This window comes from Pantoea allii (genome assembly GCF_002307475.1).
GTDB classification, from domain to species: domain Bacteria; phylum Pseudomonadota; class Gammaproteobacteria; order Enterobacterales; family Enterobacteriaceae; genus Pantoea; species Pantoea allii.
The window spans coordinates 86431-109305 of the sequence record NZ_NTMH01000041.1; the positions used below are offsets into that span (position 1 = coordinate 86431).

The following is a 22875-nucleotide window of genomic DNA, read 5'->3' on the forward strand; positions in this document are numbered from 1 at the left end:
GGACTGAAGGGATGACGATATGAAAATGATGAAAAGGTTACCGCTGGCAGGCGTGATGTGCTGCGCGGTCGTTTCAAGTGGATGTTCCAGTGTGATGACGCATACCGGGGCAAGCCAGGGCTATTATCCGGGCACGCGCGCCAGCGCTGATATTCTTACCGACAGCAATGCCAGTTGGGCGCTTAAGCCGCTGGCGCTGGTTGACCTGCCTTTTTCTGCGGTAATGGATACGCTGTTGTTACCCTGGGATTATTATCGTAGCGATAGCGACCAACGTCTGGATTCACCGCGCGCCCGGGTGCTGCAGAGCGAAAAGCTGGCGCACACCGAGGAAAACCTGGCCCATGCTCAACCCATGCCCGCTATGCAACCGCAACGGTAAACAGTTGCCGCCAGCCCTCTTTTTCACGCATAAAAGCAATCTGCTTTCCGTCTGGTGACCAGACCACGGCCTCACCGGACGGCGTCTCACTATGTCGTACCGTTAAGCGTTGACACTCACCGGTTGCCACGCGGCAAAGCATAACGCTGTTATCGCAGATAAAGGCAATGGCTTCGCCACAGGGCCGCCAGCTAAACGCCGACTGGATGCTGCTGGGCAGGCGGGTTACCTGACGGGGTTTGCCGCCGTTAGGCGACACGTGCCAAAGCTGGATCACCTGCTGGCTGTCTGCCATTAAAAACGCTATCGCACTGCCATCTGGCGAACTTCGCAGCCAGTGGCGAGGTTGTAACGCCAGTCCTTGAGTCGTCGTTATGCGGCGTTGCCGAACACCAGCCGGCGGCGCAGGTAGATGATCGTTATCACCTTCCAGCGGTAAACCTCCCGGCATTGCATACGCTTCCAGCGCTTCAGGCAGATCGACGACAAACACTTCGGGACACTTTTCCCCTGTAGCGGAAAGGGTGTCACCGATAAAGGCGATGGCCCAGCGTTGCCAGCTACCGTCAGGTTTTTGATAGCCCTGGTTGCCAATCCAGCACTCTTCATATGCCCGGTTGATGTGGTCGCTACCCGGCTGCGGACTGGCGGTCGTTTCACTAATTAACACGCAAAAATGGCTGCCATCGTATTCGCGCGGGTGCTGCTTTTCTGGCTTAACCGATCGCAGTGGTACGGCGATGCCGACATTACGCAGGTCAAGACGCTGATCCCGCTCGTGCATTACGTGATCGTTATAGGTGAAGCTAATGCGTGTGCCATCCGGGCTAAAAACATGCACGTGGGAGCCGCCACGCAGGGCACCTGGCGTGAAGGGCGGCGTGATATCGCATGCATCCAGGTTTTCGGCCTGGCCCTCTGCCACGATCACGCCGCGCCGATGATGAAAATCGTAATGCCAGCTTTCGTCAGGATGCTCAGGCCCATGGATACAAACGTAACGTGGGGGCAATGTCGGACTTACGGTGACGACGCCAACGTGCGCGCCATCCTTTGCCTGATATACCACCTCCACTTCGCCCGTGTTCACATTCACGCGCTCAATGGTCTGGCTGGTAAAAGAAGCGCCGGAAGGCCGCACATCAAATGCCAGCCACTGGCTGTCAGCGGTCCAGACGTTGATGTTCGTCAACTGATGGTGGCGCGATGCAAAGGTGATCTGTTTTTCAGACATAGCAAAATCCAGTGAACAGGAGGGCGGCAAATTACGCGCGTGTATTTATGGATGAAACAGCCTCATAAGAGGCAATCAACGGCGGCCTCACCCTGCGTCAGAACAGGCTAAAGCACCCATTTTTCAATCGCGTGCGCAACACCATCTTCCCTGTTGGTTTTGGTGACGAACTGCGCAATCTGCTTAACCGATTCAATGGCATTGCCCATTGCCACACCGGTGCCTGCGTATTCAATCATGGCCAGATCGTTTTCCTGATCGCCTATCGCCATCACTTCTTCCGCTTTAAGTCCCAGTTTTTCGGCCAGCATTTTTACACCGTAGCCTTTATTCACCCGGCGATCGAGGATCTCCAGGTAATAGGGCGCACTCTTCAGGATGGTGTAAGTTTGATGTGCATGCTGAGGCAACTTTGCAATCGCCGCATCGAGCAGGGCGGGCTTATCAATCATCATCAGTTTCGGGAAGCGGGTGGTCGGGTCCATCTCTTCCACGGCGCGATAGCGTACCGGAATACCGGTCAGGCTGGATTCGTGAATAGTGAATTCGCTGATGTCTTTGTTTGGCGTGTAAAGATGCGACTTATCAAAGGCTTGAAAATGCACGCCCAGTTCCCGAGCCAGCTTCTCGACATACAGATAATCGTCATAACCCAGCGTCACATCCGCGACCACCTCGCCATCTTCGGCCCGGTGAACCAGGGCACCGTTATTGCTGATGCAGAACTGTCCGCTGGTTTGCAGATCCAGCTCCATCAGATAACGTTCAATGCCAACGAAAGGCCTGCCGGTCGCTAACACAATGGAAACACCCTTTTCCCGGGCGCGGTTCAGCGCTGTTTTTACCCCTGGCGTGATCTCATGCTGCGGATTCAGCAGCGTGCCATCCATATCAATTGCGATCAGTTTTATAGCCATAGCATCCTCGTTGTGTAAGGTTTGCTGCAATGCTAGCGCGATTCAGCGCATATTGACCAGTTCGTCGGCGCTTTATCGCACGCTTACACCATAATCTGGCCACCGCCCGTCTGGCGATGTGTAAACCGGCGGCAGTGTCAGGCAAAAAAAAACCCTTCCAGGGGAAGGGTTTTGCTCATCGCAGGGCGATTAGATATCAATATTTGCGGCTTTCAGCGCATTCTCTTCTATGAAGGCGCGGCGTGGTTCAACCGCGTCGCCCATCAGTGTGGTGAACAGCTGATCGGCGGCAATCGCATCTTTGATGGTCACGCGTAACATACGGCGGCTGTCCGGGTCCATGGTCGTTTCCCACAGCTGCTCCGGGTTCATCTCGCCCAGACCTTTATAGCGCTGGACCGACAGACCGCGACGCGACTCTTTCTCCAGCCAGTCAATCGCCTGTTCAAAACTGCTGACAGGCTGACGGCGTTCGCCGCGTTCGATATAGGCATCTTCTTCCAGCAAACCGCGCAGTTTGCCGCCCAGAGTGCAGATCTTGCGGTATTCTGCACCCTGCAGGAACTCGGCATCCAGAGGATAGTCGGTATCCACGCCATGCGTACGGACGCGTAAAACTGGCTCAAAGACGCTCTGCTCACGGTTTTCACGAACCTGTGCCAGATAGGTGCTGCCGTGCGCTTCGCGTTCGGTCAGGTAGCTAACCAGGCCGTTGATCCACAGGGTCACTTGCGCTTCGTTGCTGATATCGCTCAGGGTATCGTGATAAATCAGCGCACGCAGCATGGCGACCGGATAACGGCGCTCCATACGTTTGATCATCTTCTGGGTGCTGTTGAATTCAGCCACCAGCGTTTCCAGTGGTTCGCCGCCTAACGCCGGTGCGCTGGCGGTGGTGTGCAGCGAAGTGCCGTCAAGGGCAATAGCAATCTGGTACTGAAGCATTGCCTCATCATCCTTGATGTACTGCTCCTGCTTGCCTTTTTTCACCTTGTACAGCGGCGGCTGCGCGATATAAACGTGGCCACGCTCGATAATTTCTGGCATCTGGCGATAGAAGAAGGTCAACAGCAGCGTACGAATGTGTGAGCCGTCGACGTCCGCATCGGTCATGATGATGATGCTGTGATAACGCAGTTTGTCTGGATTATATTCATCGCGGCCGATGCCGCAGCCGAGCGCGGTAATCAGCGTTGCCACTTCCTGAGAAGCCAGCATCTTATCGAAGCGCGCCTTCTCGACGTTCAGGATCTTACCTTTAAGTGGCAGAATGGCCTGATTCTTACGGTTACGGCCTTGCTTGGCAGAACCGCCTGCGGAATCACCCTCCACCAGGTAGATTTCTGACAGCGCCGGATCGCGCTCCTGACAATCCGCCAGTTTGCCTGGCAGGCCAGCAAGATCCAGCGCGCCTTTACGGCGGGTCATCTCACGGGCACGACGTGCAGCTTCACGGGCGCGTGCAGCATCAATAATTTTGCCGACAACGATTTTCGCATCGCCCGGATTTTCCAGCAGATATTCAGCCAGCAGTTCGTTCATCTGCTGTTCAACGGCCGATTTCACTTCTGAAGAAACCAGTTTGTCTTTGGTCTGTGAAGAGAATTTCGGATCCGGTACTTTTACCGAAACCACTGCAATCAGCCCTTCACGCGCATCGTCACCGGTTGCGCTGACTTTGGCTTTCTTGCTGTAACCCTCTTTATCCATATAGGCATTCAGGGTGCGCGTCATCGCCGCGCGGAAACCGGCAAGGTGCGTACCGCCGTCGCGCTGTGGAATATTGTTGGTAAAGCAGTAAATGTTTTCCTGGAAGCCGTCATTCCACTGCAGTGCCACTTCTACGCCAATGCCATCTTTCTCGGTCGAGAAATAGAATACGGTGGGGTGAATAGGCGTTTTGTTCTTATTCAGATACTCAACAAAAGCACGAATGCCGCCTTCATAGTGGAAGTGGTCATTTCTTGCATCACGCTTGTCTTCCAGACGGATCGACACGCCAGAGTTCAGGAAGGACAGTTCACGCAGGCGTTTCGCCAGAATGTCGTATTCGAAATCGGTAACGTTGGTAAAGGTGTCATGACTTGGCCAGAAACGGATGCGGGTACCGGTTGCGTCGGTATCGCCAGTGGCCGCCAGTGGCGCTTGAGGCACCCCGTGCACATAGATCTGCTGATGCACTTTGCCTTCGCGACGAATGGTCAGCTCCAGCTTCTGCGACAGGGCGTTAACAACGGAAACACCCACGCCGTGCAGGCCGCCAGACACTTTATAAGAGTTGTCATCAAACTTACCACCGGCGTGCAGGACGGTCATGATGACTTCCGCTGCCGACACACCTTCTTCTTCGTGGATGCCGGTTGGGATACCACGTCCGTCATCCTGTACGGAGACAGAGTTATCCGCATGGATGGTGACGACGATATCTTTACAGTGACCGGCGAGCGCTTCGTCGATTGCGTTATCCACGACCTCGAATACCATGTGATGCAGACCGGTTCCGTCATCGGTATCGCCGATGTACATGCCCGGGCGTTTGCGTACCGCATCAAGCCCTTTCAGGACTTTGATACTTGAAGAGTCATAAGAATTCGACATCAACGTTTCTCGCTCATTTAATCTTTAGGTTGAACCGCTATTTTACCCTGTTCCACGCGGAACATCTTGCCCTTTTCGTCAGTCATGTCGATTACATGCTCCAAAGAGATGGCGCTGACAAAGACCTGTGCCTGGGTAGCTTTCAGTCGTTGCGCCAGCAGGCGACGACGGCTGTCATCCAGTTCAGAGGCAAAGTCATCAATGAGGTAAACACAACGGCGTCCGCTCTGGCGGGTCAGGAACTCGCCCTGCGCCAGACGCAATGCACACATCAGTAGCTTAAGCTGACCGCGTGAGAGTAAATCTTCCACCGGCGTACCTTCGGCACGAATACGGAAATCCGCTTTGTGCGGGCCGCTGGCGGTATAAGTCAGGGCACGATCGCGTTCGAAGTTGCGTTCAAGCAGCTCGCCGTAATCGCTTTCTTTGTCCCAGCCACGCTGGAACGAAAAACGCAGATCAAATTCGGGTAAGAACTGTCCACAGGTGGTGACAATTTCGGCTGAGATGGCCGCGCTGTATTCGGCGCGCCACTGGCTGATCTGCTCGGCCAGCGGGACCAGTTCCTGATCCCAGGGACGAATCTGGCTGTAGCGCGTGACCTGACGCAACGCCGCATTGCGTTGCTTAAGCAGGCGGCGGAGGTTGCTCCAGGCATTAAAAAAGCCTGGCGTATTATGAAAACAGCCCCAGTCCACATAGGCTCTGCGATATTTGGGGCCACCGTTAAGTAGAGTAAAACCTTCTGGCGTAATTAACTGCATCGGCAATAGCTGCGCCAGCTCAGCGACTTTGTGACCATCGCTGCCATCAATGCGGACTTTGCTTTCTCCGGCCCGGTTTTTACTCAGCCCCACCGAGAGCTCGCGTTCCTGACCTTCCAGCCGACCATGCAGCACAAACGCTGCCTGATCGTGACGAATCACCCGGCCCGCCTGTAAACTGCGGAAAGCACGGCCGTGTCCCAGTGTATAAATCGCCTCAAGCACGCTGGTTTTACCGCTACCATTCGCACCCACCAGAAAATTAAACCCTGGCGCTAACGCTAAGTCGGCCTGTTCAATATTACGAAAATCTTTTATCAGCAGGCGGGTTAAAGCCATGAATCAATCCAGCGTGAAGGGCAAATGAGGTTTATCAAATCTCAGTGGTTCCGGACGTTAGCGGTTCTGCTTGTTTTCACACGCTCAGCGCGCCTGGCGCATACAACGTATGTGACCAGAAAGGCGCACTGAACGGATGAAACTAGCGAACCGATGAGCCCGTGTTCTACAAACGCATTGGCATGACGACATAGGCCGCTGCCGGACTCACCACATCTTCGATCTGCACGCTTGACACCGAATCTGTCAGCAGCAGACGCACATTCTCGCACTTAAGGGCATTCAGCACATCCAGTACGTAACTGACGTTGAAGCCAATTTCGAGTTCGCTGCCGTTATAGCTGACATCCAGCATCTCTTCCGCTTCTTCCTGCTCAGGATTATTGGCGGTAATTTTCAGCTGATTTTCGGTGATATGCAGCCGAACGCCGCGAAATTTCTCATTAGAGAGAATCGCCGCACGGGCAAAAGCCTGTTTCAGCAGATCGCAGCCTGCTTCCAGGACTTTATCCGGGTTCTTAGGCAATACCCGACGATAATCAGGGAAACGGCCATCCACCAGCTTGGAGGTAAAAATATAGTCGCCAACGTGCGCGCGGATATTACTGCTGCCAATCTGCACCTGAAGCGGCGTATCACCGCCGTCCAGCAGGCGTAACAGCTCGATGACCCCTTTACGCGGCACAATCACTGAATGGCTTGGCAGCGCCTGGCCAATGGGCATTGAGCAGACCGCCAGACGGTGACCGTCGGTAGCAACCGTACGCAGCTCTTCGCCTTCCGTCTCAAACATCATGCCGTTCAGGTAATAACGTACGTCCTGGTGGGCCATAGAGAACTGGGTGGCTTCGATCAGGCGTTTTAGCGTGGCCTGAGGCAGCGTGAATTCAACTTCGTTCTGCCAGTCATCCAGATTGGGGAAATCGCTGGCGGGCAGCGTAGAGAGCGAAAAGCGGCTACGGCCAGAGCGCACTAACATGCGCTCGCCTTCCAGCGTTACGTTTATCTCCGCGCCTTCCGGCAGGCCACGGCAAATATCAAGGAATTTGCGTGCCGGAACGGTCGTCGCGCCGGTCTCGTGCGCCTGGGTTAGCGCAACCCGTGCGACCATTTCCATTTCTAAATCGGTGCCGGTCAGCAACAAAGAGCCTTCATTAACCTGCATCAGCAGGTTGCCGAGGATTGGCAGCGTCGGGCGACCACCTAATGGACCACTGACTTGCTGCAGCGGCTTTAGCAACTGTTCACGTTCAACAATAAATTTCATAGCGTCACGAAGATAATGTTCTGATGAGATTTGAGAAATCTTCTTTGATGTCGTGGCTTTCTTCACGCAACTGCTCAATCTTACGGCAAGCGTGAAGCACCGTGGTATGGTCGCGACCACCAAAAGCGTCGCCGATTTCCGGCAAACTGTGGTTGGTCAGCTCTTTAGCCATCGCCATCGCCATTTGACGCGGACGTGCTACCGAGCGCGAACGGCGCTTAGAGAGCAGGTCTGCGACTTTAATTTTGTAGTACTCAGCAACGGTCTTCTGAATATTATCAATAGTGACCAGCTTCTCTTGCAACGCCAGGAGATCCCGCAGCGCTTCACGAACGAAATCGATCGTAATCGCCCGGCCGGTAAAATTGGCGTTGGCGATGACCCGGTTCAGTGCCCCTTCCAGCTCGCGCACATTGGAACGTAAACGCTTGGCAATAAAGAAGGCTACTTCGCCCGGCAGGCGGATATCGTTTTCATCCGCCTTTTTCATCAGGATCGCGACGCGGGTTTCCAGTTCTGGCGGTTCGATCGCTACCGTTAAGCCCCAGCCAAAGCGCGACTTCAGACGATCTTCGACGCCGTTGATCTCTTTAGGATAACGATCCGAGGTCAGGATGATCTGCTGATTGCCTTCTAACAGGGCATTAAAGGTATGGAAAAACTCTTCTTGAGAACGCTCTTTGTTGGCAAAGAACTGAATGTCATCGATCAGCAGCGCGTCAACCGAACGGTAGTAGCGCTTAAACTCTTCGATAGCATTATTTTGCAGCGCTTTAACCATGTCCTGCACAAAGCGCTCGGAGTGCATGTAAACCACTTTGGCATTGGGTTTACGCGCAATAATGCCGTTACCTACCGCATGCAACAGGTGGGTTTTACCCAGGCCCGTACCGCCATAGAGAAACAGTGGGTTATAGGCCCCGCCAGGATTGTCAGCCACCTGGCGCGCCGCCGCGCGTGCCAGCTGGTTCGATTTACCTTCGACAAAGTTATCGAAGTTATGGCGATTATTGACGTTAGAACGATAAGTTACATCTGCTGGCGCAGGCACATTATCCCAGCTTGGGCGCATGATCTGCGCAGGCGCCGGGCGGTTTTGAACGGGTGCAGCCGGAGCGCTGACGCTGGCCATGACAGGCTGATTGACCGCTGCGGCTTGTTGAACCGGGCGCGTGCCCACCTCAAAACGCAACAACGGTACGTTGACACCGCAGAATTCATTCAGCAATGCATTGATGCTGTTAAGGTATTTATCCCGAACCCAGTCGAGTACGAAGCGGTTAGGAGCATATAAGGCAAGCGTATTGTCGTTTAATTCAGCCTGAAGTGGACGGATCCACATGCTGAATTCGGTGGCAGGAAGCTCATCCTGCAAACGGGCAAGACACTGTTGCCAAAGCGTAAGTGACACGGCGGACTCCACTCGTACAAATTCGATAAGAAAAGTAGGCGCTAATCTAAGAAACGTTCATTTTTGACACAGACGAAAGAAAGCGCCTGCGACCGCTATCAGCGGTTTTCCATCCTGCAATCATTGGAGGATCGTCAGAGGAAGGGCGGATCATAGCGCAAAGCGCGACAGAGATCTTCCCTTTCTACACAGTTTTTATCCTTTTTATCCACAGGACATGAACGCGGAAGAAAGTTTACGCTTGTGGTAGAAAAAACCACCTGGGATCGCGCTGAATGATTCAATTTTTCGGACGAGCTCTCGTTTTTGCTTACTAACGCGCCCATTTGATCGCAATAAGATCCTGCGCGATCCTTGCGCTTTAACACAGACCCCGTATAATTCTTCCCCCGGCGTTGTCGCGTCATGCTCAATGCCCGGACTCAGCGGGCTGTAATCCGGGTTTCTGGTACCGCGACAAGCGAAGTAAATTGACTCGGGACTGTACAATTATTACAATCCCGCCTCTTTATTAAAGACACATTGAGGCGTCGGTCTGTTTTTTGGTCCGGAAACGCGTCACCCAGTGAAAATTTTCAAGTTTAGGTAGAAATCGCCATGAAACGCACTTTTCAACCGTCCGTACTGAAGCGCAACCGTTCACACGGCTTCCGTGCTCGTATGGCAACTAAAAATGGTCGTCAGGTTCTGGCACGTCGTCGTGCTAAAGGCCGCTCTCGTCTGACCGTTTCTAAGTAATAAAGCTAACCCTGGTGGGTAAGCTCGCATTTCCCAGGGAGTTACGTTTGTTAACTCCCACTCATTTCACTTTCGTCTTTCAGCAGCCACAACGGGCTGGCACGCCGCAAATTACTATTCTCGGCCGCCTCAACGCGCTGGGGTATCCCCGCATCGGTCTTACTGTCGCGAAAAAACATGTGAAACGCGCCCACGAACGCAACCGGATCAAGCGATTGACCCGCGAAAGCTTTCGTCTGCGTCAGCATGAATTACCGTCGATGGACTTTGTGGTGGTTGCGAAGAAGGGTGTTGCCGATCTCGATAACCGTATGTTGGCGGAAGCGTTGGAGAAATTATGGCGTCGTCACTGTCGCCTGGCGCGCGGTTCCTGATCGTCCTGATACGCGTTTATCAACGCGGCATCAGTCCATTACTGGGGCCACACTGTCGGTTTCATCCGACCTGCTCTCAATACGGAATTGAGGCCTTACGCAGGTTTGGCGTGATAAAAGGCAGTTGGTTGACTTTAAAACGCGTATTAAAATGCCACCCTTTGAACCCGGGTGGTGACGATCCTGTGCCGCCAAAAACCTTTGATACCAGAGAACATTAACGATGGATTCGCAACGCAATCTCTTTCTCATCGCTTTTCTGTTCGTGTCTTTCATGATCTGGCAAGCCTGGCAGACGGACCATGCTCCGAAGCCTTTGCAGACCCAGACCACGCAGAACACAAACAGTGCAGCCGGTGATGCTGCAGGCCAGGGTGTACCGGCCAGCGGCCAGGGTAAAACGATCACCGTTAAGACTGATGTCCTGTCATTAACTATCAACACCCGCGGTGGCGATGTTGACCAGGCACAACTGCTGACTTACCCAGATAAGCTGGGTTCTGATAAGCCGTTCGAGCTGCTGGAAACCACACCGTCGTTTGTTTACCAGGCGCAAAGTGGCTTAACGGGTCGTAATGGTCCGGATAATCCTAATAATGGTGCGCGTCCGCTGTATAACACCGCCCAGGACCATTTCGAACTGGCTGACGGTCAGAGCGAACTGCGTGTGCCGATGACGTTCACCGCTGAAAACGGCGTTGTCTATACCAAGACATTCGTGTTCAAGCGTGGCGACTATGCGGTTAATGTTGACTACAACATCAACAATACCAGCCAGCAGCCGCTGGAGTTGTCGATGTTTGGCCAGTTAAAGCAGACCATCGATTTGCCTAAACACCGTGATACCGGCAGCAACAACTTTGCGTTGCACACCTTCCGCGGTACGGCTTACTCCACCAGCGAATCGAAATACGAAAAGATTAAGTTCGATACCATCGCGGATAACGAAAACCTCAATACCACTACCAGCAATGGTTGGGTAGCGATGTTGCAGCAGTATTTTGCCACCGCATGGGTGCCGCGCACCCAGGGCGCGAATACGCTTTACACCAGTAATCTGGGTAATGGCGTTGCCGCCATCGGCTATAAATCCGCGCCGGTAACCGTCGCGCCGGGTGCACAACAGACGCTGGATGCCACGCTGTGGGTTGGCCCGGAAATTCAGGACAAGATGGCTGCCATTGCGCCTCACCTTGACCTGACGGTTGACTACGGTTGGTTATGGTTCATCTCTCAGCCACTGTTTAAACTGTTGAAGTTCATTCACAGCTTTATCGGTAACTGGGGCTTCTCCATCATCATCATCACGTTCATCGTGCGTGGCATCATGTACCCGCTGACCAAAGCGCAGTATACCTCGATGGCGAAAATGCGCATGCTGCAGCCGAAGATTCAGGCGATGCGTGAGCGTTTAGGTGACGATAAGCAGAAGCAGAGCCAGGAAATGATGGCGCTGTATAAAGCAGAAAAAGTGAATCCGCTGGGTGGCTGTTTGCCGTTGGTGATTCAGATGCCTATCTTCCTTGCCTTGTACTACATGCTGTCCGGCTCGGTAGAACTGCGTCATGCGCCGTTCATTTTATGGATCCACGATCTGTCAGCACAGGATCCGTACTATATTCTGCCGATTCTGATGGGCATCACCATGTTCTTCATTCAGAAGATGTCACCGACCACCGTGACCGATCCGATGCAGCAGAAGATCATGACGTATATGCCTGTGATTTTCACCGTGTTCTTCCTGTGGTTCCCGTCAGGTCTGGTGCTGTACTACATCGTCAGTAACCTGGTGACCATCCTCCAGCAGCAGCTGATTTATCGCGGGCTGGAAAAACGTGGCTTACACAGCCGCGACAAGAAGAAAGCGTAAAGCCGTCGCGGGAGGTCTCCCGCGATAAAAACGGTTATGCTCAGGCGGTCAAAGCGACCGCCTTTGTTTTTTGTAGTGAGAGAGAATTTATGAGCCATAGCGATACCATTGTTGCTCAGGCAACCCCGCCCGGACGCGGCGGCGTTGGCATTTTGCGTATTTCCGGTCCGCGAGCCGCCGAGGTTGCGCAGCAGATATTGGGTAAACTGCCCAAACCGCGTTATGCCGACTATTTATCGTTTAACGATAGTGACGGCAGCGTGCTGGATCAGGGGATCGCGCTATGGTTTCCCGGCCCCCACTCATTCACCGGGGAAGACGTGCTGGAATTGCAGGGGCACGGCGGCCCGGTGATTCTGGATCTGCTGCTGAAACGGATTGTGGCGCTGCCGGGTCTGCGCATTGCCCAACCGGGTGAATTCTCTGAGCGTGCCTTTCTGAACGACAAACTCGATTTAGCGCAGGCAGAAGCGATTGCCGATCTGATTGATGCCAGCTCAGAACAGGCGGCACGATCGGCGGTCAACTCACTGCAGGGCGCATTCTCTGTCCGTATTAATCATCTGGTGGAAGCACTGACTCATCTGCGTATCTATGTTGAGGCGGCGATTGATTTCCCCGATGAGGAGATCGATTTTCTGTCTGACGGTAAAATCGAAGGGCAGTTGAATACGGTCATCAGCGATCTTGATGCCGTGCGTGCCGAAGCCAAACAGGGCAGCCTGTTGCGTGAAGGGATGAAGGTTGTCATTGCCGGTCGGCCGAATGCCGGAAAATCCAGCCTGCTTAATGCGCTTGCCGGACGTGAGGCGGCCATCGTGACCGATATCGCCGGTACGACGCGCGATGTACTGCGTGAGCACATTCATATTGACGGTATGCCGTTGCATATCATTGATACCGCCGGGTTACGTGAAGCCAGCGATGAAGTGGAGCGTATTGGTATTGAACGCGCCTGGCACGAAATCGAACAGGCCGATAGAGTGCTGTTTATGGTCGATGGCACCACCACTCACGCAACCGAACCGGCTGAGATCTGGCCAGATTTTGTCGCACGCTTGCCGCCCCAGTTGCCGATTACCGTGGTGCGTAATAAAGCCGACATCACCGGTGAAACACTGGGCCTGACAGAAGTCGATGGTCATTCGCTTATCAGGCTTTCTGCCAGAACCAGCGAAGGCCTGGACACATTGCGCGACCATCTCAAACAGACCATGGGCTTTGCCGATAATATGGAAGGTGGCTTCCTGGCACGCCGTCGTCATCTGCAGGCACTGGAGCGTGCTGCGACGCATCTGGAACAGGGCAAATCTCAGCTCTTAGGTGCCTGGGCAGGCGAGTTGCTGGCAGAGGAGTTGCGCCTTGCGCAGCAGGCGCTCAGCGAAATTACCGGTGAATTTACCTCGGACGATTTGCTGGGACGCATTTTCTCGAGCTTCTGTATCGGCAAATGATGTACAGCACGTAACCCGTAAGCGGCATGGCAAAAACAGAACGCCGCCGCTCAGGGGATAAATCGTAATGTGTTGCTTATTCGTTATTGTGGCGTAGGTTATTATTGTTAAGGATGCTCTGCCCCGCGTTTTTTGCTGTGCATTGACGGTCAAAAAACGCGATAAGACGGGCCGCAATGCATCCAAAAACCTGAACTCACCGTATAGGTTGAATACTGGATGTCTTCCCTGGAGAGTTATAATGACTACATCGCTTGATGATAACGCGCTGAATACCCTTTTTTACCATGCCCGCACTCACAATCACTGGCAGCAAAAACCCGTGGACCCGGCCCTGCTGGAGCAACTCTATCAGCTCGTTGCCCTGGCCCCAACTTCTGCAAACTGCTCGCCGGGACGCTTCGTTTTTGTCACCTCCGCTGAGGGGAAAGAAAAGCTGAAACCGGCGCTGGCGTCAGGCAACCTTGAGAAAACCATGAACGCCCCGGTCACCGTTATTATTGCCTGGGACAGCGAGTTTTATCAGCACCTGACGATGCTGTTTCAACATGCCGATGCGCGTAACTGGTTTACCAACACACCGGATTTGGTCAAAGAGACGGCCTTTCGTAACAGTAGCCTGCAGGCAGGATATTTTATTCTGGCAGCGCGCGCGTTGGGACTGGATGCCGGGCCGATGTCGGGTTTTGATCCGTTAAAAGTGAACGAGGCCTTTTTTGCCGATACGACCTGGCAGGCCAATCTGTTAATTAATTTGGGCTATGGCATCCCGGATAAGCTTCATCCCCGTTTACCCCGTCTGAGCCTTGAGCAGGCGTGCCAGTTCGTCTGATATCCCTGAGCGTTACGGCCGTTTCGTAGCGCCCATCCCTGACGGTTTATGCTGCCTGCCGTGCGGGTGTCAGCCTGATGCTTTTCTGAAAAGCGAAGGGTTTACGGAATGCCGAATGCGGCAGCCAGAGAAAGCGCTTATAATCCTGCTGATGATTATCTGACCATTCTCATGGAGCGACAGATGGCTGGTCATTTTGTTCGTTGGGCAGGCAACCCCGGCCAACGGCTCGTTGACATGACAATGACGCAGGACGTTATCGACAGCGTGCGACACGTGGCGGATAAACGTCGCGAGCGCTTTCTGGCGGCGCGCATTATATTGAAGCAGCTCATGCAACGCGTTTATGGCCTTCATCATCTTCCTCCGATAGTTAACTGCCATAACGGCCGCCCGGCCTTCGTGGACCCCAATCTCCCGGACTTTAATATTGCCTACGCAGGGAATACCGTTGGCGTATTGCTGGCTGAAGAGCGCAGTCAGGTTGGGCTGGAGATTGATATCGTGCGGGCGCACAGTCGTCAGACGCAGGAGCAGATGATGCAGGGCTTAAGTTCGGGAGAAATCACCTGGATTAATGCCCAGCAAGACGTGCCTGAGGCGGTGACGCAGATTTGGACGCTACGTCGCAGCGTGATGAAACTCCAGGGGGGAGATGAAACAGGACTGACGTCGCTCCAGCTGTTACCCGGCGCCGGACGCCTGCGTTCAACGCTTCATACCGATCTGCAAATTCTGTGTGATGCCGAGCCCACGCTGGTGTGGTCCTGTGCTTTATCACCTCAGGTACGGCACTTGCACTTATGGGAAATAACCGGCGACGGCCAGTGGTCTGAACTGCGTGATATCACCCTGGACAAGCCGGATGCCGGTACGCAGATGATACGTCTGACGACGCTGAATGGACGCGCGCTGGCCTTATCCTGACCGCTGAGGCCAGTCGCCAGCACGCGCAAAGTCGTTTATCTCCGCTTAGTGTCCGTCGATAAACGCGATTTTAAGCACAAACAGTACTGCGACGATCACCACGCAGGGACTGATTTCACGCCAGCGCCCCGTGCCCAGCTTCATCACACAGTAAGCAATAAAGCCCAGCGCGATGCCTTCGGTGATTGAGAAGCTAAAGGGCATCATTGCTGCCGTAACGAACGCAGGGACGGCTTCCGTCAGATCGTCCCATTTCACCCGCGACAGGCTGGCCGTCATCAGTACGCCAACGTAGATCAGCGCGCCTGCTGCGGCATAAGCCGGAACCATGGCCGCCAGCGGCGACAAAAACGTCACCAGCAGGAACAGAAGACCGGTAACCACTGCCATCAGGCCGGTACGACCGCCTACGGCGACGCCAGAGGTACTTTCAATATAGGCCGTAACGGACGAGGTGCCCGCCAGCGCGCCGGTCACAGAGCTTATACTGTCGACATACAGCGCCTGCTTCATCCGTGGAAAAGTACCCTTTTCATCGGCGATTCCGGCTTTATCGGTAACACCAATGAGCGTACCGGACGAGTCAAACAGATTGACCAGCATAAAAGAGAAGATAATGCCGGCCATGCCAACATTAAATGCACCTTTAATATCGACCTGACCGACCACCGAGGTGATGGAAGGGGGCGCAGAGAATACGCCAACAAACTTAACGTCGCCCAGCATCCAGCCAATCGCCGTGGTGACGATCATCGAAATCAGCACGGCGGCGTGAATATTGCGTGACGCCAGAATAGCGATAATAAAGAAACCCAGTGCGCCCAGCAGGACATGATGTGAGCTGAGATTACCCACAGTGACCAGCGTATCCGGGTTCGCCACAATGATGCCGGCGTTTTTTAGCCCCATCATCGCAATAAATAACCCAATGCCAGCGGTAATGCCGACGCGCAGGCTGAGCGGAATGTTGGCGATCATCCAGTAACGGACGCGCAGCAGCGTCAGGATCAACAGCCCCAGCGCCCCCCAAAAGATTGCGCCCATTCCTACCTGCCATGAGTAGCCCATGGCCCCCACGACGACGAAAGCAAAAAAGGCATTGAGGCCCATCGCGGGTGCCAGCGCCACCGGCAGGTTAGCGAACAGGCCCATCAGAATGCTACCAAACGCGGCAATCAGACAGGTGGTCACAAACACCGCCTGGGTATTCATGCCTGCGACACCCAAAATCTGTGGGTTAACAAAGACGATGTAGACCATGGTCAAAAACGTGGTAATGCCTGCGATGACCTCGGTACGAACCGTTGTACCATGTTCCTGCAGCTTAAATACGCGCTGAAAAAGGCCGTGTTTGTTCATGCCATTTATCCAGAAGAAAATTTCACCGGCGCGTATCCTGGCGATTTTGCCCCTGCAATACAATGATTTTTCGCAACCGATTGCCATTATCGCAATTCGACAGGGTTACGTTAAAGTGTAAGGGCACCCACATAAAAGGATTGAGTCAGATGTCAGCAGAATGCGTCTTTTTCGATTGCGATGGTACCCTGGTCGACAGTGAAGTACTGTGCACCCGCGCTTATGTCACCACGTTTGCCCGTTACGGTATTACGCTCTCCCTGCAGGAGATGTTTGAAAAGTACAAAGGGGTAAAACTGTATGACATTATCCGCGATGTCGCGGAATCGCACCGGATAACCTTACCGCTGGAGGAGGTTGAACCTGCCTACCGCAGCGAAGTGGCGCGATTATTTGATCTTGAACTGAAGCCGATCGCCGGGGCGAAGGCGCTGGTGGAGCAGATGAAGGTGCCGGTGTGTGTGGTATCCAACGGCACGGTCAAGAAGATGCAGCACTCGCTGGGCTTGACCGGCATGCTGGACTATTTTGCCGATCATCTTTACAGCGGTTACGACATTGGCCACTGGAAACCCGAGCCAGAACTGATGTTTCACGCCGCCCGGCACATGCAGGTCCCTGTTGAACGCTGTATTTTGGTGGATGACTCTGAAGCGGGCGCGCAGGCCGGTATCGCCGCCGGCATGCCGGTGTTCTATTACTGTGCCGATGCACATAACCCGGCGCTTGATCATCCACTGGTCACGGTGTTTACGGATATGGCCGCGTTGCCCGGGCTATGGCGCGCCCGGGGTTGGAATCTGACAACATAGCCCTCAGGTCACCCAGTGCCGTCGGTCTATCCGACTGAGTATCATCGCCAGGAGTAAACTGCCTGCCAGGGTGACTGTGAACACGGCAGGCAGATCCAGCCAGGGCCGCGTCATATCGTCATAGTGATTGGTGCGGATGAAATGAATAAACAGCGCGTGAAAACCGTAAATGGGCAGCGAGTAACGTGAAATCGTCGCTAAACCGGGCAAGGTTCGTTGATTAAAGGCATTTTTGAACACCAGCAGGGCGCTGATAGCCGCAATAAAAACCAGCGGTCCGCAGTAGAGATACCAGGTGTCGTTAAACGCGCCGTTGACGATTAGCGCCCGTTTGGTGCCAAGCATAATGCCGGTCACGCAGGCCAGGAAAGCCACCGCCGCGAGCGCAGTCACGCCGCGACTGTCTGTTTCCATAGTTCCGATAGCCCGGCCTAACAGCGCGTAGAGCAGGTAGTAAATACTGTCTCCGCTCATATACAGGTTAATCGGCAACCAGTGGAATCGTCCCCATGACTGATCCATGGTATTGGGATTCGCCAGCACCACCAAAACCAACACCAGCAACGCGACGTAGCGCGGTCGTACGCTTTTTACCTGAATCAGTGGCGACAGCAGGTAAATGCCGATCAGCGCGAAGAAAAACCACAGATGGTAAAACACCGGCTTCTGCAGCATTTTTAAAATCGAGCGTCCTTCACCGATGGGCGTCAGCAGGCTGATATAGACCAGCGAGACGGCACTGTAAAACAGCAGGCACCCCACAAGCCGCCATAAATGACGTGGCTGCGCACTGCGCTCCCCAAAGAACAGGTAGCCGGAAATCATAAAAAACAGCGGCACACAGATGCGCGACGTCGAGTTGAACAGGTTGGCAACGTCCCACCAGTGACCTTTTATCGCCATCGGCCCGGCCAGATACCAGGTGGTAGTGTGGATGACGATGACCATCAGGCAGGCAATCGCCCGCAAATTATCTATCCAGTAAATCTTTTGCGACATGGTTTCCTCTGGCGCAGTGCGTCCCGGTGCAAAGCGTAGCCAGTCGCGTCGCAGTCAACAAGCGCGTTGACAGGGATTCAGAACCCTCTGTGCGCAAGATCGCATGAAAAAAGCCAAACGGCACAGGTTAATTTCGCCGTTCAGCGGCGCTTGGGTGCCGAACGGCGTCCTAAAATCTACGTTCGGGGCTGCACGGCAGGATTTCCGGCTGCACATCGCGCGGTCAAAGGGTATACTGTCGCACTCTTTTTTTATCTAGCCGAACCGCGTGCGAACTCATCATGCAAAAGTTTGATACCAAGACCTTTCAGGGCCTGATCCTGACATTGCAAGATTACTGGGCGCGCCAGGGCTGCACCATTGTTCAGCCACTGGACATGGAAGTGGGCGCTGGTACTTCACACCCAATGACCTGCCTGCGTGCACTTGGCCCGGAGCCGATTGCCGCTGCCTATGTGCAGCCGTCCCGCCGTCCTACCGACGGTCGCTACGGCGAAAACCCGAATCGCTTACAGCACTATTACCAGTTTCAGGTGATCATCAAGCCCTCACCAGACAACATTCAGGAGCTGTACCTTGGGTCGCTGAAAGAGTTGGGTATGGATCCGACTGTGCACGATATTCGCTTTGTCGAAGACAACTGGGAAAATCCGACGCTGGGCGCCTGGGGACTCGGCTGGGAAGTGTGGCTGAACGGCATGGAAGTGACGCAGTTTACCTATTTCCAGCAGGTCGGCGGCCTGGAGTGCAAACCGGTGACCGGCGAGATCACCTATGGTCTCGAGCGTCTTGCCATGTACATTCAAGGCGTTGACAGCGTTTACGATCTGGTCTGGAGCGACGGTCCGCTAGGCAAAACGACCTACGGCGACGTGTTCCACCAGAACGAAGTCGAGCAGTCTACTTACAACTTCGAATACGCCGATGTGGATTTTCTCTTCACCTGTTTTGAACAGTATGAGAAAGAAGCGCAGCATTTGCTGGCGCTGGAAAAACCGCTGCCACTGCCTGCTTACGAGCGCATCCTGAAAGCCGCGCACAGCTTTAACCTGCTGGACGCGCGTAAAGCGATCTCGGTGACTGAACGTCAGCGCTACATTCTGCGTATCCGCACCCTGACCAAAGCCGTGGCTGAAGCCTATTACGCTTCTCGTGAAGCGCTGGGCTTCCCGATGTGCAATAACAAAAAGTAAGAGGCAGCCATGACTGAGAAAACGTTCCTGGTGGAAATCGGCACCGAAGAGCTGCCACCGAAAGCATTACGTAGCCTGGCGGAAGCCTTCGCGGCGCAGGTTACGGCCGAGCTGGATGCGGCCAATCTGAACCATGGCGAGGTGCTCTGGTTCGCCGCGCCGCGTCGCCTGGCGCTGAAAATCGCGAATCTGAGTGCCGCCCAACCTGACCGTGAAGTTGAAAAGCGCGGGCCTGCAGTAGCCGCAGCGTTTGATGCAGACGGCAACGCGACGAAAGCCGCAGAAGGCTGGGCGCGCGGTAATGGCATTACGGTTGATCAGGCTGAACGCCTGAGCACCGATAAAGGCGAATGGCTGGTTTATCGTGCCCAGGTTAAAGGTGAGGCCGCTCAGGTATTACTGCCGGGAATGATTGCCACGGCCCTGAGCAAACTGCCTGTGCCTAAACTTATGCGCTGGGGTAACAGCGACGTGCAGTTTGTGCGTCCGGTGCACACCGTTACCATGCTGCTCGGTGATGAACTGATCCCCGGTACGATTCTGGGCATTCAGTCAGACCGCGTTATTCGTGGTCATCGCTTTATGGGCGAAAGTGAAATCACGCTCGAGAACGCCGATCAGTATCCGGATGTGCTTGAAAAGCGCGGCCAGGTGATTGCCGACTATCAGGTCCGCAAAGCCATGATCAAAGCCGATGCGGAAGCCGCGGCACGTCGTTTAGGCGGCGTAGCCGACCTGAGTGACAGCCTGCTGGAAGAGGTAACGTCGCTGGTGGAATGGCCGGTTGTATTAACTGCCACCTTTGAGGAAAAATTCCTCAAAGTGCCTTCTGAAGCGCTGGTTTACACCATGAAGGGCGATCAGAAATACTTCCCGGTTTATGACGCCGCTGGCAACCTGCTGCCGAACTTCATTTTTGTGACCAACATTGAGTCCAGCGATCCGCAGCAGATCATTTCAGGTAATGAAAAGGTCGTTCGCCCGCGTCTGGCGGATGCCGAATTTTTCTTTAATACCGACCGCAAAAAACGCCTTGAAGATCATCTGCCACGCCTCGACACCGTGCTGTTCCAGAAAGAGCTGGGTTCGCTGCGTGACAAAACTGACCGCATTCAGGCTCTGGCAGGCTGGGTTGCGGCGCAGATGGGGGCGGATGTGAACCACGCGACGCGCGCAGGCTTGCTGTCGAAGTGTGACCTGATGACCAACATGGTGTTTGAGTTTACCGACACGCAAGGCGTGATGGGCATGCACTATGCGCGTCATGACGGCGAAGCCGAAGATGTTGCCGTGGCGCTGAACGAGCAGTATCAGCCGCGATTTGCGGGGGATGATTTGCCCTCCAGCCCGGTAGCCTGCGCACTGGCGATCGCTGATAAGATGGACACCCTGGCCGGTATTTTCGGCATTGGTCAACATCCTAAAGGCGATAAAGATCCCTTTGCACTGCGTCGTGCCGCCCTTGGCGTACTGCGCATTATCGTAGAGAAAAATCTGCCGCTCGATCTGCAAACGCTGACGGAAGAAGCCGTACGCCTGTATGGCAGCAAGCTGAGCAATGCCAATGCGGTTAATGACGTCATCGACTTCATGCTGGGGCGCTTCCGCACCTGGTATCAGGAAGAAGGTCACAGCATTGATACATTGCAGGCGGTACTGGCACGTCGTCCGACCCGTCCGGCAGACTTTGATGCACGCATGAAGGCGGTATCACACTTCCGTACGCTGGATGAGGCTGCCGCACTGGCCGCTGCCAACAAGCGCGTCTCTAACATTCTGGCGAAATCGACCGAACCGCTGAATGACAGCGTGCAGGCGTCATTGTTGAAAGAGAACGAAGAAATCCAGCTGGCCACCTTTGTTACCGCCCTGAGCAGCAAACTGCAGCCTTACTTTGCAGAAGGTCGCTATCAGGATGCGTTAATTGAGCTGGCCCAACTGCGTGAAGCGGTAGATAACTTCTTTGACAAAGTCATGGTGAATGCAGAAGACCAGGCGGTGCGGATTAATCGTCTGACGCTGCTGTCGAAACTGCGCGAACTGTTCCTGCAGGTCGCTGATATTTCACTGCTGCAGTAACCCATGCAGAATGACTAGTCCTGGCATAGGTTGACACTTTTTTTATCTTTTAAAACGCCTGATGTACCTCATCAGGCGTTTTGTATTTTAATGACAGATGAGGACGCTGGCTGTTATAGATCCTGACTGACTCACTGACCATCCTGCCTGCCTGCACCACGTCTGCCGGACGCGTAATCAGTAATTCATTTTTCAGTATGCCGTTAACCCTTTCTGCCAGCGCATTCTGATAGCAGTCGTAGCCGTCCGTCATTGAACAGACAAGACCGTGTTTTTTATGCACTGACTGATACATTGCCGAACAGTACTGAAGTCCGCGATCTGAGTGGTGGATCAGGCGGCCCTTTCCCTGCCGCTCCCTCAGTGCCATTTGCAGCGCCTTAATAACGTGTTCCGTATGCAGACTTTCATGAACATGATACCCCACGATTTTTCGTGAGAAAGCGTCCGTTACCAGACTGATGTAGGCCATACCTGTTCTTACCGGAAGCCAGGTGATGTCGGCAACCCATACCTGCTCCGGACCGGAGATTACCGTCTGCTCCGGCCCCGCTTTCAGCAGATTCGGATGTCTGTAAAAATGATGACGGCTGTTCGTTGTTTTATGATAAGCCCTTGCCGGATGAACCAGTAACCGGGCTTCCCGCAGCACAGCGAACAGACTGTCCCGCCCGATATGCAATGCGGCATCTTCCCGCTCGTTAAGAATATGCTGCAGTTTCCGGGTACCCAGGCGGGGCTGCTGTAACCTGATAAGTCTGACTTCTTCAGTAATGCGGTGTGCCTTTTCAGCCCTGCGCATTTCACGCCGGCATCCCTGATACCAGGCCTGACGGCTTATCTTTAAATACCGGCAGACCCTGACGACAGTCAGTTTCAGGGATTGTGTCTGTGCTTTCGCGATAAGGACGCTAACTGCTTCTTTGTGAGTGTGGCACCGAATTCGGTGTTCATCACCTTCACGACAGCTTCAAAAAACTGCGCTTTAACTTCGGATTCAGCCAGTTGCTGCTCAAGCTCTTTGATTCGCTGTTCAGGTGTGAGGGGGAGAGATTTTGTCATGTTTCCTCCACGGGTGGTGCGCTGCCGGGATGACTGCCAGTCCAGATGACCGTATTTACGTAACCACATGAGCACGGTGGAACATCCCTGGATGCCGTAGCGTTCCTGAGCCTGGCGGTAAGTCATCTCGCCTTTTTCAACCTGCTCCACGACTGCCAGCTTAAAAGACAGAGAGTAATCCCGCTGAGTGCGTTTAACATACTGTTTCATCACATTCTCCTCAAAACCAGTGGAAAATGTGTCAACGCTATTCAGGACGGGACA

At 54.1% G+C, this 22875-nt stretch carries 20 protein-coding genes; 11 read left to right on the forward strand and 9 right to left on the reverse strand.

The annotated features are described in order from the left end of the window. Window positions 1-19: 19 nt before the first annotated feature. A complete protein-coding gene (locus CMR03_RS21135) occupies window positions 20-382 on the forward strand; it encodes a YceK/YidQ family lipoprotein (protein WP_096012575.1) in 363 nt (120 codons plus the stop codon). Here CMR03_RS21135 and CMR03_RS21140 read toward each other — a convergent pair. The 6 genes from CMR03_RS21140 to dnaA form a co-directional block, all read right to left on the reverse strand. Continuing rightward, a complete protein-coding gene (locus CMR03_RS21140; RefSeq protein ID WP_096012576.1) occupies window positions 363-1616 on the reverse strand; it encodes a YidR family protein in 1254 nt (417 codons plus the stop codon). The two genes, CMR03_RS21135 and CMR03_RS21140, sit on opposite strands and share 20 nt — an antisense overlap. A 107-nt stretch (window positions 1617-1723) precedes the next feature. Then, window positions 1724-2533 (reverse strand): sugar-phosphatase, encoded by an 810-nt coding sequence (yidA, locus tag CMR03_RS21145; RefSeq protein ID WP_063877826.1) that lies wholly within the window; start codon window positions 2531-2533, stop codon window positions 1724-1726. Between the two features lie 189 nt (window positions 2534-2722). Beyond that, on the reverse strand, window positions 2723-5131 hold the full coding sequence (gene gyrB / locus CMR03_RS21150; RefSeq protein ID WP_063877827.1) for a DNA topoisomerase (ATP-hydrolyzing) subunit B: 2409 nt from the start codon (window positions 5129-5131) through the stop codon (window positions 2723-2725). 17 nt (window positions 5132-5148) lie between these two features. Next, window positions 5149-6234: a DNA replication/repair protein RecF gene (recF, locus tag CMR03_RS21155; protein WP_096012577.1), complete on the reverse strand. Its 1086-nt coding sequence runs from the start codon at window positions 6232-6234 to the stop codon at window positions 5149-5151. Between the two features lie 166 nt (window positions 6235-6400). Beyond that, a complete protein-coding gene (dnaN, locus tag CMR03_RS21160) occupies window positions 6401-7501 on the reverse strand; it encodes a DNA polymerase III subunit beta (RefSeq protein WP_096012578.1) in 1101 nt (366 codons plus the stop codon). A 4-nt stretch (window positions 7502-7505) separates the two neighbouring features. Further along, a complete protein-coding gene (gene dnaA, locus CMR03_RS21165; RefSeq protein WP_063877830.1) occupies window positions 7506-8912 on the reverse strand; it encodes a chromosomal replication initiator protein DnaA in 1407 nt (468 codons plus the stop codon). Between the two features lie 597 nt (window positions 8913-9509). On the opposite strand from dnaA, the gene rpmH reads away from it, so the two are divergent. From rpmH to CMR03_RS21205, 7 genes are all read left to right on the forward strand, one after another. Beyond that, on the forward strand, window positions 9510-9650 hold the full coding sequence (gene rpmH / locus CMR03_RS21175) for a 50S ribosomal protein L34 (protein WP_003849659.1): 141 nt from the start codon (window positions 9510-9512) through the stop codon (window positions 9648-9650). A gap of 14 nt (window positions 9651-9664) precedes the next feature. Beyond that, window positions 9665-10024 (forward strand): ribonuclease P protein component, encoded by a 360-nt coding sequence (rnpA, locus tag CMR03_RS21180; protein ID WP_013023999.1) that lies wholly within the window; start codon window positions 9665-9667, stop codon window positions 10022-10024. Next, on the forward strand, window positions 9988-10245 hold the full coding sequence (gene yidD, locus CMR03_RS21185; RefSeq protein WP_006121380.1) for a membrane protein insertion efficiency factor YidD: 258 nt from the start codon (window positions 9988-9990) through the stop codon (window positions 10243-10245). Before rnpA ends, yidD begins: the two co-directional genes overlap by 37 nt. A 2-nt stretch (window positions 10246-10247) precedes the next feature. After that, a complete protein-coding gene (gene yidC / locus CMR03_RS21190; protein WP_096012579.1) occupies window positions 10248-11894 on the forward strand; it encodes a membrane protein insertase YidC in 1647 nt (548 codons plus the stop codon). A gap of 89 nt (window positions 11895-11983) precedes the next feature. Next, entirely contained in the window at window positions 11984-13348 is a 1365-nt protein-coding gene (mnmE, locus tag CMR03_RS21195; protein ID WP_096012580.1) for a tRNA uridine-5-carboxymethylaminomethyl(34) synthesis GTPase MnmE, read from the forward strand. A gap of 241 nt (window positions 13349-13589) precedes the next feature. Continuing rightward, entirely contained in the window at window positions 13590-14180 is a 591-nt protein-coding gene (locus CMR03_RS21200) for a malonic semialdehyde reductase (RefSeq protein WP_063877833.1), read from the forward strand. 183 nt (window positions 14181-14363) lie between these two features. After that, the gene (locus CMR03_RS21205; RefSeq protein WP_096012588.1) at window positions 14364-15107 is read left to right on the forward strand and encodes a 4'-phosphopantetheinyl transferase family protein; all 744 of its coding nucleotides are present in this window, start codon (window positions 14364-14366) and stop codon (window positions 15105-15107) included. A gap of 45 nt (window positions 15108-15152) precedes the next feature. Here CMR03_RS21205 and CMR03_RS21210 read toward each other — a convergent pair whose 3' ends face one another. After that, complete coding sequence (locus tag CMR03_RS21210; RefSeq protein WP_096012581.1) at window positions 15153-16466, reverse strand: NCS2 family permease; 1314 nt, start codon at window positions 16464-16466, stop codon at window positions 15153-15155. A 149-nt stretch (window positions 16467-16615) separates the two neighbouring features. On the opposite strand from CMR03_RS21210, the gene yieH reads away from it, so the two are divergent. Then, complete coding sequence (yieH, locus tag CMR03_RS21215) at window positions 16616-17278, forward strand: 6-phosphogluconate phosphatase (protein WP_063877835.1); 663 nt, start codon at window positions 16616-16618, stop codon at window positions 17276-17278. Between the two features lie 3 nt (window positions 17279-17281). Here yieH and CMR03_RS21220 read toward each other — a convergent pair whose 3' ends face one another. Next, window positions 17282-18277: an acyltransferase gene (locus CMR03_RS21220; RefSeq protein ID WP_096012582.1), complete on the reverse strand. Its 996-nt coding sequence runs from the start codon at window positions 18275-18277 to the stop codon at window positions 17282-17284. 281 nt (window positions 18278-18558) lie between these two features. Between CMR03_RS21220 and glyQ the strand changes: the two genes are divergently transcribed. Both glyQ and glyS read left to right on the forward strand, forming a co-directional pair. Then, on the forward strand, window positions 18559-19470 hold the full coding sequence (glyQ, locus tag CMR03_RS21225; protein WP_031375581.1) for a glycine--tRNA ligase subunit alpha: 912 nt from the start codon (window positions 18559-18561) through the stop codon (window positions 19468-19470). A gap of 9 nt (window positions 19471-19479) precedes the next feature. After that, window positions 19480-21549 carry a glycine--tRNA ligase subunit beta gene (gene glyS / locus CMR03_RS21230; RefSeq protein WP_096012583.1) on the forward strand — a complete coding sequence of 690 codons (2070 nt, stop codon included), beginning with the start codon at window positions 19480-19482 and terminating at the stop codon, window positions 21547-21549. A gap of 49 nt (window positions 21550-21598) precedes the next feature. Here glyS and CMR03_RS21235 read toward each other — a convergent pair. Next, window positions 21599-22821 (reverse strand): IS3 family transposase gene (locus tag CMR03_RS21235; protein WP_425270632.1). Its coding sequence is split into 2 segments (ribosomal slippage): window positions 21599-22474 and window positions 22477-22821, totalling 1221 coding nucleotides; the frame shifts between segments, so codons are not numbered across the junction. Window positions 22822-22875: the final 54 nt, after the last annotated feature.

What these genes read in the sequence shown, in the direction of transcription:
- CMR03_RS21135 (WP_096012575.1), top strand. Translation starts at nt 20, where the DNA reads ATGAAAATGATGAAAAGGTTACCGCTGGCAGGCGTGATGTGCTGCGCG.
- CMR03_RS21140 (WP_096012576.1), bottom strand. Translation starts at nt 1,616, where the DNA reads ATGTCTGAAAAACAGATCACCTTTGCATCGCGCCACCATCAGTTGACG.
- yidA (WP_063877826.1), bottom strand. Translation starts at nt 2,533, where the DNA reads ATGGCTATAAAACTGATCGCAATTGATATGGATGGCACGCTGCTGAAT.
- gyrB (WP_063877827.1), bottom strand. Translation starts at nt 5,131, where the DNA reads ATGTCGAATTCTTATGACTCTTCAAGTATCAAAGTCCTGAAAGGGCTT.
- recF (WP_096012577.1), bottom strand. Translation starts at nt 6,234, where the DNA reads ATGGCTTTAACCCGCCTGCTGATAAAAGATTTTCGTAATATTGAACAG.
- dnaN (WP_096012578.1), bottom strand. Translation starts at nt 7,501, where the DNA reads ATGAAATTTATTGTTGAACGTGAACAGTTGCTAAAGCCGCTGCAGCAA.
- rpmH (WP_003849659.1), top strand. Translation starts at nt 9,510, where the DNA reads ATGAAACGCACTTTTCAACCGTCCGTACTGAAGCGCAACCGTTCACAC.
- yidD (WP_006121380.1), top strand. Translation starts at nt 9,988, where the DNA reads ATGGCGTCGTCACTGTCGCCTGGCGCGCGGTTCCTGATCGTCCTGATA.
- yidC (WP_096012579.1), top strand. Translation starts at nt 10,248, where the DNA reads ATGGATTCGCAACGCAATCTCTTTCTCATCGCTTTTCTGTTCGTGTCT.
- mnmE (WP_096012580.1), top strand. Translation starts at nt 11,984, where the DNA reads ATGAGCCATAGCGATACCATTGTTGCTCAGGCAACCCCGCCCGGACGC.
- CMR03_RS21200 (WP_063877833.1), top strand. Translation starts at nt 13,590, where the DNA reads ATGACTACATCGCTTGATGATAACGCGCTGAATACCCTTTTTTACCAT.
- CMR03_RS21205 (WP_096012588.1), top strand. Translation starts at nt 14,364, where the DNA reads ATGGCTGGTCATTTTGTTCGTTGGGCAGGCAACCCCGGCCAACGGCTC.
- CMR03_RS21210 (WP_096012581.1), bottom strand. Translation starts at nt 16,466, where the DNA reads ATGAACAAACACGGCCTTTTTCAGCGCGTATTTAAGCTGCAGGAACAT.
- yieH (WP_063877835.1), top strand. Translation starts at nt 16,616, where the DNA reads ATGTCAGCAGAATGCGTCTTTTTCGATTGCGATGGTACCCTGGTCGAC.
- CMR03_RS21220 (WP_096012582.1), bottom strand. Translation starts at nt 18,277, where the DNA reads ATGTCGCAAAAGATTTACTGGATAGATAATTTGCGGGCGATTGCCTGC.
- glyQ (WP_031375581.1), top strand. Translation starts at nt 18,559, where the DNA reads ATGCAAAAGTTTGATACCAAGACCTTTCAGGGCCTGATCCTGACATTG.
- glyS (WP_096012583.1), top strand. Translation starts at nt 19,480, where the DNA reads ATGACTGAGAAAACGTTCCTGGTGGAAATCGGCACCGAAGAGCTGCCA.